At 64.6% G+C, this 12,309-nt stretch carries 15 protein-coding genes; 8 read left to right on the top strand and 7 right to left on the bottom strand.

Annotated features, from left to right (window positions below; all coding sequences use genetic code 11):
* Window positions 1-83: 83 nt before the first annotated feature.
* Window positions 84-953: an NAD(P)H-binding protein gene (locus JG743_RS19475; protein WP_202292400.1), complete on the top strand. Its 870-nt coding sequence runs from the start codon at window positions 84-86 to the stop codon at window positions 951-953.
* Window positions 954-1,073: 120 nt separating this feature from the next.
* On the opposite strand, the gene JG743_RS19470 is transcribed toward JG743_RS19475, so the two are convergent.
* Window positions 1,074-1,289, bottom strand: a complete 216-nt coding sequence (locus JG743_RS19470) for a DUF2842 domain-containing protein (RefSeq protein ID WP_202292399.1) — start codon at window positions 1,287-1,289, stop codon at window positions 1,074-1,076.
* 152 nt (window positions 1,290-1,441) lie between these two features.
* Between JG743_RS19470 and JG743_RS19465 the strand changes: the two genes are divergently transcribed.
* Entirely contained in the window at window positions 1,442-2,533 is a 1,092-nt protein-coding gene (locus JG743_RS19465) for a COX15/CtaA family protein (protein WP_202302741.1), read from the top strand.
* 104 nt (window positions 2,534-2,637) lie between these two features.
* Here the strand turns inward: JG743_RS19465 and argC are convergent, their stop codons facing one another.
* Both argC and speB read right to left on the bottom strand, forming a co-directional pair.
* On the bottom strand, window positions 2,638-3,570 hold the full coding sequence (argC, locus tag JG743_RS19460) for an N-acetyl-gamma-glutamyl-phosphate reductase (RefSeq protein ID WP_202292398.1): 933 nt from the start codon (window positions 3,568-3,570) through the stop codon (window positions 2,638-2,640).
* 29 nt (window positions 3,571-3,599) lie between these two features.
* Window positions 3,600-4,601 (bottom strand): agmatinase, encoded by a 1,002-nt coding sequence (gene speB, locus JG743_RS19455; RefSeq protein ID WP_202292397.1) that lies wholly within the window; start codon window positions 4,599-4,601, stop codon window positions 3,600-3,602.
* Between the two features lie 123 nt (window positions 4,602-4,724).
* Here speB and JG743_RS19450 point away from each other — a divergent pair, with 123 nt between their 5' ends.
* Window positions 4,725-5,942, top strand: coding sequence for an acyltransferase family protein (locus JG743_RS19450; protein WP_202292396.1), 1,218 nt, complete (start codon window positions 4,725-4,727; stop codon window positions 5,940-5,942).
* Window positions 5,943-6,036: 94 nt separating this feature from the next.
* Window positions 6,037-7,095, top strand: a complete 1,059-nt coding sequence (locus tag JG743_RS19445; protein WP_202292395.1) for a glycerophosphodiester phosphodiesterase family protein — start codon at window positions 6,037-6,039, stop codon at window positions 7,093-7,095.
* 15 nt (window positions 7,096-7,110) lie between these two features.
* On the opposite strand, the gene JG743_RS19440 is transcribed toward JG743_RS19445, so the two are convergent.
* On the bottom strand, window positions 7,111-7,983 hold the full coding sequence (locus JG743_RS19440; protein WP_202292394.1) for an aldo/keto reductase family oxidoreductase: 873 nt from the start codon (window positions 7,981-7,983) through the stop codon (window positions 7,111-7,113).
* 95 nt (window positions 7,984-8,078) lie between these two features.
* On the opposite strand from JG743_RS19440, the gene JG743_RS19435 reads away from it, so the two are divergent.
* Window positions 8,079-9,005 (top strand): LysR family transcriptional regulator, encoded by a 927-nt coding sequence (locus tag JG743_RS19435; RefSeq protein ID WP_202292393.1) that lies wholly within the window; start codon window positions 8,079-8,081, stop codon window positions 9,003-9,005.
* A gap of 53 nt (window positions 9,006-9,058) precedes the next feature.
* On the opposite strand, the gene rpsI is transcribed toward JG743_RS19435, so the two are convergent.
* From rpsI to JG743_RS19420, 3 genes are all read right to left on the bottom strand, one after another.
* Window positions 9,059-9,535, bottom strand: coding sequence for a 30S ribosomal protein S9 (gene rpsI, locus JG743_RS19430; protein WP_126054908.1), 477 nt, complete (start codon window positions 9,533-9,535; stop codon window positions 9,059-9,061).
* Window positions 9,535-9,999, bottom strand: coding sequence for a 50S ribosomal protein L13 (gene rplM / locus JG743_RS19425; RefSeq protein ID WP_202292392.1), 465 nt, complete (start codon window positions 9,997-9,999; stop codon window positions 9,535-9,537). Before rplM ends, rpsI begins: the two co-directional genes overlap by 1 nt.
* A gap of 226 nt (window positions 10,000-10,225) precedes the next feature.
* Window positions 10,226-10,690: a PaaI family thioesterase gene (locus tag JG743_RS19420; RefSeq protein WP_202292391.1), complete on the bottom strand. Its 465-nt coding sequence runs from the start codon at window positions 10,688-10,690 to the stop codon at window positions 10,226-10,228.
* 138 nt (window positions 10,691-10,828) lie between these two features.
* Here JG743_RS19420 and JG743_RS19415 point away from each other — a divergent pair, with 138 nt between their 5' ends.
* The 3 genes from JG743_RS19415 to JG743_RS19405 are packed head-to-tail and all read left to right on the top strand — an operon-like array spanning window position 10,829 to window position 12,308.
* Window positions 10,829-11,650, top strand: a complete 822-nt coding sequence (locus JG743_RS19415; RefSeq protein ID WP_202292390.1) for an enoyl-CoA hydratase — start codon at window positions 10,829-10,831, stop codon at window positions 11,648-11,650.
* A complete protein-coding gene (locus JG743_RS19410; RefSeq protein WP_202292389.1) occupies window positions 11,650-11,883 on the top strand; it encodes a methionyl-tRNA formyltransferase in 234 nt (77 codons plus the stop codon). The genes JG743_RS19415 and JG743_RS19410 overlap by 1 nt, the downstream gene beginning before the upstream one ends.
* A 2-nt stretch (window positions 11,884-11,885) precedes the next feature.
* Window positions 11,886-12,308, top strand: a complete 423-nt coding sequence (locus tag JG743_RS19405) for a VOC family protein (RefSeq protein ID WP_202292388.1) — start codon at window positions 11,886-11,888, stop codon at window positions 12,306-12,308.
* Window position 12,309: the final 1 nt, after the last annotated feature.

Here is a 12,309-nt window from a genome sequence, read left to right as displayed (position 1 = left end):
GAATTGATAACCTGATGGCTATTGATTGACGTATAACCATTGAGATATGTGTGCGTCAAGCGGGAAGGGAAGGAGGAGCGGACATGATCCTCGTCACGGGAGCCACCGGTCACGTGGGGCGCACCGTCGTCCGCCACCTGGCGGCGCTCGGCTGCGAGGTGGTTGCATTGGTCCGGAACGCCGAGGCAGCAAGCCGACTCCTGCCGCCCTCAAGCGCGCTCCGCGTTGCCGACTATGACGATATCCTGGCAATGAAGGCGGCTTTCGCGGGTATCGATGAGATGGTCCTCGTTTCCAGCGATGGCGAGGCGAGGGCGGTCATGCGCCACCACGCCAACGTCTTGGAGGCAGCCGCGGCGGCCAACATCCGGCACATCGTGTTCACGAGCATCATCGATACGGACTGGCAGTCGCCCTTCTACTTCGCGCCCGTCTACCGGGATGCGGAGCGGCGGCTGGCCGCCTGCGGCGTGCCTTCCACCATTCTTAGATGTGGTTTGTACTGCGACTTCATTCTCGAACATTGGCTCGTGCCGAGCCAGGTGTCGGGAGAACTCGTACTGCCCGCGGGACATGGTCGCGTGGCGCCGATCTCGCGCGACGACGTGGCTGCCGCCGTCGCCGCCGTGGCTGCGAAACCCGACAGAACCGGCACCATCCACACGCTTGCGGGGCAGCGGGCCTTGGACTTTGGCGAAATCGCTGCCTGTTACGGTGAAATGACGGCGAGGCCGGTGCGCTATCGGCCCTGTTCCGTCGACGAATACCTGGCTCTGGCCTCGGCGCGCTTGGATGATCCCTGGCCCCGTGCCTTCTCCAGCTTGTGCGCGTCGATCGCCGAAGGCCGCTACAGCCGCACATCCAATGACTTCAGCGCCATCACCGGCCGACAACCGGAGAGCTTTGCGGAATTCCTTCGGCGGGCTTCGCCCGGAAGTCCGCGGACAAGATAGCGGGACCGGTCAGCCCGCAACGTCAGCCCTTGTGGAATTAGCGATACATGTCCGGCGCTTATCCATTTGAGGTTGGACGTCAGCCCGCGTGCGCCAACGCGCCTCGCAGGCGCCGGGGCATCAGCCCTTTGGCCGCGGCTCGATGATCAGCCACTTGATGATGCCCATCGCCGGCAGGACCCACAGCAGGCCGCTGAACAGGAAGAACAGCAGATGCACCAGCGGGCTCGATTCCGACAGCTGGGCAACCGCCACGATCGACGCCACCAGCGCGTAGATGACGACCAGCGCCACCAGCAGCACGGTTCCGATCAGCTTTTTCAGGCGAATGGGCATGTCGCGATCTCGTTGATCGCTATCGCTTAGGCCGATCGCAAGGGGCGCGCAACCCGTCATCCGCGGCGCGACGGCGTGCCGCGCTGGCCGGCCTTGCCACCGGGCCTGCCATGGTTCACCAATCCCGCGACCTCAACTACCAGGACAGTTCCATGGCCGCCATCACCGCCGCCGCACCCTATGCCGCCCGCGACCGCGATCTTCGCAACCGGGCGCAGCTGCGCGGCTGGCTTTATGTCGTGCTTTTGGTGCTGTTCGCGATGGTGTTGGTCGGCGGCGCCACCCGGCTGACCGATTCCGGCCTGTCGATCACCCAGTGGCAGCTGATCCATGGTGTGATCCCGCCGCTCAACGCCGCCGAATGGCAGGAAGAATTCCAGCGCTACCAGCAGATCCCCCAATATGCCGAGCTCAACAAGGGCATGAGCATCCAGGCGTTCAAGACGATCTTCTGGTGGGAATGGGCGCATCGTATCATTGGCCGCGGCATCGGCGTCGTCTTTGCCTTGCCGCTACTGTTCTTCTGGGCGACGCGCCGCATCGAGCGCGGCCTGGGGCCAAAGCTGGTCGGCATCCTCATGCTCGGTGGCCTTCAGGGCGCCATCGGCTGGTGGATGGTGGCCTCGGGCCTCGTCGATCGCGTCTCCGTCAGCCAGTACAGGCTGGCCACGCATCTGACGCTGGCGGCGCTGATCTTCACTGCCACCATGGTGGTGGCGCGGGGGCTGGCGCCGCATTCCGAGCCCGCCGCCGATCGCTCGACGCAGCGGCTTGCCGGCGTCATTGTGCTGCTGGCGCTGGTGCAGATCTATCTCGGCGGGCTGGTCGCCGGGTTGGACGCCGGCTTGAGCTACAACACCTGGCCGTTGATGGACGGCAGACTGGTTCCAGGCGATCTGCTTCTGCTCGAGCCCGCCTGGCGCAACTTCTTCGAGAACCCCAAGACGGTGCAATTCGTCCACCGCATCGGCGCCTATACGGTCTTCGCCGTGGCGCTCTGGCACATGATCGCGACGCGCCGGCGCCTGCCGGGCACCACTCATGCGCGCCGCGCCACGCTGCTGTTCCTGATCGTGCTGGTGCAGGCTTCGATCGGCATCGGAACGCTCTTGATGCAGGTGCCGCTGCACATGGCGCTGACCCATCAGGGTTTTGCGCTGATCCTGCTGGGCTTTGCCGCAGCGCACTGGCGCGGCACCAAGGGCGCCTATCCGCTACCGCATGAGATCAAGCTCGCTGGCTGAGCCGCGCCCGCCTGAGTGGAGGGCACCTTCGCATCCAGAGGATGGTGGAGCTGCCGTTCGGGCGCGCTGACCTTCCAGCGCTTCGGGAATTCCGACACGTCCGCTTAAGGGGTGAGGCCGAGCATCAGGTCCATGTTCTGCACGGCGGCACCCGACGCGCCCTTGCCGAGATTGTCGTAGACGGCAAGGAGCAGCGCCTGCGCCCTCTCGTCATTGGCAAAGACATAGACCTTCATCTTGTTGGTGCCGTTGTAGACCTCCGGATCGACCTCGGGGATGCGCTCCAGATGCGTGTAGGGCGCGACCTCGACCACGCCGCCCTCGATCGAGGCGAAATGATCAGCGAGCGCTGCATGCATTTCGGCGCCGGTCGGCACGCGGCCGAGGCCGCCGAGCTGCAGCGGCACCACGGTGATCATGCCTTGCGCGAAATTGCCGACCGCCGGCTGCATGATCGGATCGTGTGAAAGCTTGGCATAGGTCCTGAGCTCCGGCACGTGCTTGTGCTGGAGGGTCAGCCCATAGGGTAGGAATTCAGGCGCGTCCTCGCCCTTGCCGACATAGTCCTCGATCATCGGCCGGCCGCCGCCGGAATAGCCGGAAATGCCGTTGACGGTGATCGGGAAATCGGCGGGCAGCAGTCCGGCCGACACCAGCGGCCTGAGCGTCGCGATCGGCCCCTGCGGCCAGCAGCCCGGATTGGCGACGCGTTTCGCATTGGCGATCTTCTTCGCCTGGTCCTTGTCCATTTCGGCAAAGCCATATTCCCAGCCCGCCGCGACGCGGTGCGCCGTCGAGGCGTCGATCACCCTGGTTGTGTCGTTCTCGATCAGCGAGACGCTTTCCTTGGCGGCGGCGTCCGGCAGGCAGAGGATCGCGACATCGGCGGCGTTGAGGAACTCGGCTCTTGCCGCCGTTTCCTTGCGGCGCTCGGTGGGGATGGAGATGATCTCCAGATCGCCGCGCTCGGCCAGCAGCGCCCTGATCTGCAGGCCGGTGGTGCCGTGTTCGCCGTCGATGAAGATTTTCGGTTTCATTGCCTGAAAAATTCCCTGCGATTTCAGAGCTATATGCCCTGAGCGTGATTTACTGCAACATGATTGCCGTTGTTCAGGTCCTCGAGCCGGGCTTTTCGCTCCGCCACAAGGCCCAGATAGTGCATCGCCACCATCGAGCCTGCGATCGCCGTTATATCGGCATGATCATAGGCTGGCGCAACCTCGACCACGTCGGCGCCGACAATGTCGACCTGGCCAAGCTGGCGCAGCGTCGACAGGATCTTGGCCGAGGACGGGCCGCCAGCGACCGGCGTGCCGGTTCCGGGCGCGAAGGCCGGGTCCAGGCAGTCGATGTCGAAGGTGAGGTAGGTCTTCCTGCCGCCGGTGCGGTCGACGATGGCGTAGGCGATGTCGGACGCCCGCATCTCCTCGACTTCATGGCCGTAGAGGATCTTGATGCCGAACGTATCGGGGGCGTGCGTGCGGATGCCGATCTGGATCGAGCGGTCGGGATCGATGATGCCTTCCTTCACCGCGCGTCCGACGAAGGAGCCGTGGTCGATCCTCTTGCCGTCGTCCGGCCAGGTGTCCTGGTGGGCATCGAACTGCACCAGCGCCAGCGGCCCATGGATGGCGGCATGCGCCTTGAGCAGCGGCCAGGTGACGAAATGGTCGCCGCCGAGCGACAACAGGAACGCGCCCGACTTCAGGATCTTCGCCGCCTCGCGCTCGATCGTGCCGGGCGTCTTCTGGTGGTTGCCGCTGTCGAGCAGGCAATCGCCGTAGTCGACGACGGCGAGATGCTCGAACAGGTCGCGCGAGAACGGGTATTGCGGATCATTGTCGAGGATCGCCGAGGCGCGCCGGATCGCTTGCGGCCCGAACCGGGCGCCGGGCCGGTTGGTGACGGCCGCATCGAAGGGAATGCCCCACACCACCGCGTCCGCGCCCTTCACGTCCTTCGTGTATTTGCGCCGCATGAACGACAGCGCGCCGGCATAGGTCGGCTCGAAGGATGCGCCCGTCTTGGAGCGGGCGGTGAAGGCGTGGTCGATGTTCTGGTTCGCCATTACGGATCCTCGGTTTTCATCGGGCTGCCACAACTACAGAACCGGCACGCAACATGCCAGTCACAGAGTGGGGAAACGGAATGGCGCTCGGCGAGTGCCACGACAACACAGGATTGTATCATCATGACGCAGGCCGCCTTTCTCAACCCCGCGCATATTCCCGCGACGACCCGGACCGGCTCCGTGGCGAGCGAGCGTTTCCTGGTGCTCGATTCCTGGCGCGGCATCTGCGCGTTGCTGGTGGCGCTGTTCCATTTCCCGACCGACTCGGTGATCTCGCAGAGCGCCTTCGTCGGCGGCTCCTATCTGTTCGTCGATTTCTTCTTCGTGCTGTCCGGCTTCGTCATCGCCAGCTCCTACGGCGACCGACTCAGCGAGCCGGTCGAGCTTGCCCGCTTCGCGCAGGTCCGCTTTGGCCGCATCTATCCGCTGCATCTGCTCATGCTCGCAGCCTTCGCCGGCTTCGAGGGACTGCGGCTCATGCTGCCGCAATTGCACGGCGCGGGCGCCGCGCCCTTCACAGGCGGCTTCGACCTCAACAGCCTGGTCGCCAATCTTCTCCTGCTGCAAGGCATGGGCGTGGAAGATCATCTGAGCTGGAACGCGCCGAGCTGGAGCATCTCGGCGGAATTCTTCGCTTACCTGTTGTTTGCCGCCGTCGTCTTCACCGCGGGTCGGCGCAGCTGGATCTGGTTCGTCGCAGCCGCCGTCACCGCGCCGCTTTTCCTGCTGGCATTTTCTCACCGGCATATGGACGTGTCCTTCGACTTCGGCTTCATCCGCTGCCTCTACGGCTTCTCGCTAGGCGCGCTCCTGGCCTGGTTTCAGCACGATTCCATTGCAGCGACGCGACAGGCGCTCGCCGGCGACGGCAGGGCCCGGCTCGCCTGGACGGCGGCCGAGACCGTCATGATCGCGGTGATCGGTGTCTTTGTCGCGCTGGCCGGCGACAACGACGCCGGCATCGCCGCGCCGATCGTGTTTGCGCTGGCGCTCTACCTCTTCGCCCACGAGGGCGGCTGGATCAGCGCTCTACTGCGCACCCGGCCGATGCTGACGCTGGGCGCGCTCTCCTATTCGATCTACATGGTCCACATCTTCGTGCAGGCGCGCATGATCAATGTCGGCGGGCTGGTCGAGCACAAGTTCGGGCTTCACCTGCTCGGCGACATCGTGCTGCGCGGCGACCATGCGACCGGCTTCGGCGCCGACCTGCCATGGGTCGGCCTTGCCGCCATCCTTGCCATGCTGTGCGCTACGGTCGCCGTCTCCTGGTGCACCTGGCGCTTCGTCGAAATGCCGGCCCTGGCCTGGTTCCGCCGGCTCGCCAAGCGGATCTGAGAAGCCAATCCTTTCAAGCCTGTAGCCGGCTTCGTTCACCGGCCTGTCACGCGCATCGCCTAACCGGTGTCCATCCGGAACGGAGCGATTCTTGATGCGGGTGATTTTGCGAAGCCTTCTGCTCTGCGCTGCATTGGCGGCCTCGACCTTACAGGCCTTGGCCGGCGAAACGCGGGCCAGGCAGATCCTCGACCGTTTCGAACATGCCAACCAGTGGCGCGACCATGTGATGGTGGCCGCGCATCGCGCCGGCGGCATGCAGTCCGGCAAGACGCTCTATCCGGAAAACTCGCTCGCCGCTGTCGAAGCCTCGATCGCGCTCGGCGCCGAGATCGTCGAGGTCGACATCCGCCGCTCGAAGGATGGCGAGTTCGTCGTCATGCATGACAGCTGGCTCGACCGCACCACGAACTGCAAGGGCGAGGTGGTCGACTACACGGTCGCCGAACTGAAGAAGTGCAGGCTGGTCCTCGAAGGCACCGGCGCCGTCACCAACGAGCCGGTGTCGACGCTGCGCGAGATGCTCCTGGCGACCAGGGACCGGATCCTGATCAATCTGGACAACAAGCTGGATGTGGCTGCCCTGGCCGGCATGATCGCGGTCGCCCGCGATCTCGGCATGGCCGATCAGGTCATAGTCAAGGAGAACCTCTGGAACCAGGAGCGCATCGACACCGTCAAAGCGGCAATCGACGCCATCGGCGGCGGCTTCCAGTTCATGCCGATCATCGCCGACGACGCCGTGCGCGACGCCGCCTTCGCCGAGAAGGTCGGCCGGGTCTTTTCGCCTGGCGCGATCGAACTGATCAATTGGCGGGCCGGAGCCGAGACCTTGACCGAGACGGGCGGGCCGCTGTTCAGCAGCCGCATGCGGGCTTCTGCCGTACGCGGCGGCTGGCACATCTGGGCCGACACCTACGCCATCGTCAACAAGCCGGGCGGCTTCCTGTCCGGCGGCCGCGGCGACGAGCTGGCTGTCGCCGCCAGCCTGCCGCGCGAAACCTGGGGCTTCTGGGCCGAACGCGGCGCCACCATCATCCAGACCGACGAGCCGAAGGCGGCGATCGGCTGGCTGGCCGCCAACGGTTTTCGCGTCCCCTATGCGGATGAGACGCGGCCGGCCGAGCCGGCGCATACGGCAAGCATCAACTGAGGCTGCTCGCCGCCCTCACGCCGCCTTGGCGATGCCGTCCAGCTCATCGAGTGCATCCTGCGGCAGTTCGAGCTCGGCGGTCGCAAGGTTTTCCCGCAGGTGCCCGACCGACGATGTGCCAGGGATCAGCAGGATATTCGGCGCGCGACGGAGCAGCCAGGCGAGCGCGACCTGCATCGGCGTCGCGCCAAGTCGTGATGCGACATCCGACAGGGCCGAGGACTGCAACGGGCTGAAGCCGCCGAGCGGGAAGAACGGCACGTAGGCGGTGCCTTCTCTCGCCAGTTGGTCGATCAGCGCGTCGTCGTCCCGGTGCGCCAGATTGTACTGGTTCTGCACGCAGGCGATCTTGCAGATCCGGCGGCCCTGCTCGATCTGCGCGCGGGTGGCGTTGCTGAGGCCGATATGGCGCACGAGACCCCTCCGCTGCAATTCGGCGAGTGCGCTGAGCGGCGCCTCGATCGAACCTTCGGCCGGGCCAAACACGTCGAACATCAGCCGCAGGTTGACGACATCGAGCACGTCCAGTCCGAGATTGCGGAGATTGTCATGGACCGCCTGAATGAGTTCTTCAGGCGAAAAGGCCGGCAGCCAGGAGGCATCGCTGCCACGGCGGGCGCCGATCTTGGTGACGATGACGAGGTCATCAGGGTAGGGAGCAAGCGCCTCGCGGATCAGCATGTTGGTGACATGCGGGCCATAGAAGTCGCTGGTGTCTATGTGGTTCACGCCGCTCGCCACCGCTTCGCGCAGCACGGCGATTGCCGCGTCATGGTCTTTCGGCGGGCCGAATACGCCCTTGCCCGCAAGCTGCATGGCGCCGTAGCCGAGGCGGCGGACCGAGTGCTCGCCGAGTTTGAAGGTGCCGGATTTGTCGATGCTGGACATGCTGGTTCTCCTTGCTGTCGGCAAAGCGAGATAGACGCTGTTGGCTGTTTCGATAATCGGCTATTATCAACACAGGCTGTACGGGAATACGAACAATGGCGGCAGAACTCGGCGATCTCCAGGCCTTCCTGGCAGTGGCTCGCGCTGGCGGCTTTCGAGAGGCAGCGCGCGCCACGGCAGGCAGCGCTTCGGCGCTCAGCGAAGCGATCCGCCGTCTGGAGGCCCAGCTCGGCGTCAGGCTGTTCAACCGCACGACGCGCAACGTTGCCTTGACCGAAGCCGGCGCAGGTTTGCTGGCGCGGCTCGCCCCTGCGCTGGGTGAGGTCGAGGCGGCGCTCGACGTGGTGAACGGCTTCCGCGACCGGCCGGCCGGAACGCTGCGTCTCAACGTGCCGGTCAGCGCCGCACGGCTGGTGTTGCCGAAGATCGTTCCGGGATTTCTCGCCGCCTATCCCGCAATCCGGTTGGAGGTAATTGTAGAGGAGAGCTTTGTCGACCTGCTCGCGGTCGGCTGTGACGCCGGCATCCGCTACGACGAGCGATTGGAGCAGGACATGATCGCCGTGCCGATCGGACCGCGCGTGCAGCGCTTCACCACCTCCGCCGCGCCGTCCTATCTCGATCGGCATGGCCGGCCACAGCATCCGCGCGATCTGCTCAACCATGCCTGTATGCGCGGCCGCTTCCCCAGCGGGGCAATGACGCCGTGGGAATTCGAGCGCGACGGCGAAGTGGTGCGGGTCGATCCCACGGGGCCGCTGACCGTTGGCATCGGTGGCGGAATCGACCTGATCGTCGATACAGCGATCGCCGGTCTCGGTATTCTATGGGCCTTCGAGGATTGGGTGCGCCCGCATTTCGAGAGCGGCAGGCTCGAACCGGTGCTGCAGCCTTGGTGGCAGAGCTTCCCGGGGCCTTTCCTGTATTACCCCGGCCGGCGTCTGGTGCCGGCGCCGCTGCGGGCGTTCATCGATTTCATCAAGGCGTCAGCCAATCGATCCCGAGGAGGTGGCGAGTCCTGAAAAAGAAAGGCCGCCCGGAGGCGGCCTTTCGAAAGCTTGAAGCTGCGTAGCGCTTAGCGCTTCGAGAACTGGAACGAGCGGCGGGCCTTCGCCTTGCCGTACTTCTTGCGCTCGACGACGCGGCTGTCGCGGGTCAGGAAGCCGCCCTTCTTGAGCACGGCGCGCAGCGCCGGCTCGTAGTAGGTCAGCGCCTTGGAGATGCCGTGACGCACCGCACCGGCCTGGCCGGACAGGCCGCCGCCGATGACGGTGGCGACGATGTCATACTGGCCGGCGCGGTTGGCGGCGATGATCGGCTGGTTGAGGATCATCTGCAGCACCGGACGCGCGAAATAGCTCGCGAATTCCTTGTCGTTGACGACGATCTTGCCGGAGCCCGGCTTCACCCAGACGCGCGCGATGGCGTTCTTGCGCTTGCCGGTGGCATAGGCGCGGCCCGACTTGTCGAGCTTCTGGACGTGGACGGGCGCGGCCGGCTGCGCGACGGCAGCGGCGGTCCCGAGTTCTGCGAGCGAGGAAAGCTCAGCCATTACGAAGCCCTCTTGTTCTTGGAATTCAGCTTGGCCACGTCGAGCGCGACGGGCTGCTGGGCGACATGCGGATGTTCAGCGCCTGCATAGACGCGGAGGTTCTTCATCTGGCGGCGGCCAAGCGGGCCGCGCGGGATCATGCGCTCGACGGCCTTCTCGACGACGCGCTCGGGGAAACGTCCCTCCAGCAGCTGGCGCGCGGTGCGCTCCTTGATGCCGCCGGGGTGGCCGGTGTGCCAGTAGTAGACCTTGTCGGTGTACTTCTTGCCGGTGAACACCACCTTGTCGGCATTGATGACGATGACGTTGTCGCCGTCGTCGACATGCGGGGTGAAGGTGGGCTTATGTTTGCCGCGCAGATGGTTGGCGATGACAGTGGCGAGGCGGCCGACGACGAGACCTTCGGCGTCGATCAGCACCCACTTCTTCACCACATCCGCAGGCTTCTGCGAAAAGGTAGCCATGGTTTTGCTCTCGGTTGGACCTTCCCCATCCACGAACGACAAGGAAAGGCGTTTCTTGTTGCTTGGATTGGCTGGGGCACTTGCCCGCCGCCAATAACAAAACGGCGGCCTTTGCGGGCCGCTGCTTCGTGAGGGCTTATAGGCGAGGGCAGTGGTTGCGTCAAGGCGCCGGAAAAGCTCCTCATCGCATAAAGTGTAGCGAAAACAATAGCTTGGTAAAAAGGTATTATTTTACCACATCACCAGGACGCTTGGGCGGGATCGAATAGGTGCCCGTGGCATGCGCCACCGTCTGCCCGTCCGGCCCGGCGACGATGTCGATATCGAACACCATCAGGCTCTTTCCCAGCTTCAGGATGCGGCAATGGCCGTCGATCGGCCCGGCCTCGGCCTTGCGCACGAAATTGATGTTGAGGTTGGTGGTGACCGACAGTGCGTCGGGACCGGCGTGCGAGAGCACGCAGACATAGCCGCCAATGTCTGCCAGCGTGAACAGCGAGGGGCCGGACACCGTGCCCCCGGGGCGTAGATGCCGTTCGTCGGCGTTAAGCCGCACAATGCAGCCGCCGGGGAATACGTCGATCGCCTGATAGAAGCTGAACTGGTCGTTGAGCTGCGGATAGACGCTCGCCATCAGTGCGTTGACTTCCGCCGCGGTGAGCACCGGCTTGAGGCTGCTTTGGGCGGGCATGGGCGGTTCCTATATCAGATGGGGCGCCTGGACCAAATGTTGCGCCCGAGAAAACACGCCTCGCCGCTTTTCTTCAATCGGCAGCGTGCTAGTTCTTTTGTTCCATGGCGCCGCGAGCGCTGATCAAGAGGATCTGAAGTGGCTGAAGTCGTCGCCATCAAGCCGGCCGTCTCCGGGGGGCCAATTCTTGCCAGCCAGGACAAGGGGGTGCTGCGCCTGACGCTCGCCCGCCCACCGGCCAATGCGCTTTCGCTGGCGACGATGGCCGCCCTGCAGTCGGAGCTCGATCGCGCGAAATCGGACAAATCGGTCCGCGTGATCATCCTTGCGGCGTCCGGGAAAGTGTTCTGCGCCGGCCATGATCTCAAGGAACTGAGCGCCCATCGCGGCGATGCCGACCGGGGCAGGGCGTTCTTCGAGGAGACCTTTGCCGCCTGCGCCGCGCTGATGCAGGCGATCGTGCGCCATCCTAAGCCGGTGATCGCCGAGGTCGACGGTCTCGCCACCGCCGCCGGGCTCCAACTGGTCGCGAGTTGCGACCTTGCCATTGCCTCGCATGAGGCGACCTTCTGCACGCCGGGCGTCAACATCGGCCTGTTCTGCTCGACGCCGATGGTGGCGCTGTCGCGCAACGTCTCGAAGAAGCACGCCATGGAAATGCTGCTCACCGGCGAGACGATCGATGCGGCGACCGCCAAGGAATTCGGCCTCATCAACCGCATCGTGCCGCGCGAATACCTGAATCAGGTTGTCGGCAAATACGCGCAAACCATTGCTTCAAAATCGTCTTTGGTCGTCAGGACCGGCAAGGAGGCGTTCTACGCCCAGGCCGAAATGGGGCTTTCCGACGCCTATGCCTACGCGGGCAGGGTGATGGTCGAGAACATGTTGGCGCGCGACGCCGAGGAAGGCATCGGTGCCTTCGTCGGCAAGCGCAAGCCGGAATGGAAGGACGAGTGATGGCTCGGATCAGTGATTTTGTTCGTGGGACGCTTCAGCGCGTGAGCCTTCACGACCCAATTGACGCAACCTATTTCACCTACGAGATGGATGGTCGTCGGCTGCTGCAGATCAACACTGCAGGTCGAAAGGATCGCGAAATCCCCAATAAAGTCAGCCAATCCATCCAGTTAGACCAAGATTCTGCAGAGCAGCTATTCGCGATCCTCAAAGACCATTTCGGATTCCGCTGAGAATGGAACCGCGCATCTCCATCATCACCATTGCCACCGACGATCTCGATCGCGCGGTGCGCTTCTATGAGGGCATGGGCCTGACCCGCCACCAGGGTATCACCGATGGCGTTGCCTTCTTCCAGATGGGCAGCGCCATTCTCGGCCTGTTTCCGCGCCCGAGCGCCGAAGAGGATTCAGGCATCACCTTCGCCAAGGCGCCGTCGGCGGTCTATCTCGCCTACAACACCCGCTCCGACGCCGAGGTCGACGAGGTCCTGGCCATGGCCGAGAAAGCCGGCGGCACGATCGTCAAGCCGGCCGGCCGCGCCTTCTGGGGCGGCTGGTACGGCTATTTCGCCGATGCCGACGGCCATGTCTGGGAAGTCGCGCACAATCCGGCCTTTCCGATCGCGGAAGACGGCTCGATCTCGCTGCCGGGCTGAC

The organism is Mesorhizobium sp. 131-2-1 (genome assembly GCF_016756535.1).
In the GTDB taxonomy this organism is placed as follows: domain Bacteria; phylum Pseudomonadota; class Alphaproteobacteria; order Rhizobiales; family Rhizobiaceae; genus Mesorhizobium.
Note: the sequence above shows the minus strand (reverse complement) of the source record. Positions and strands in the feature narration are given on the sequence as shown.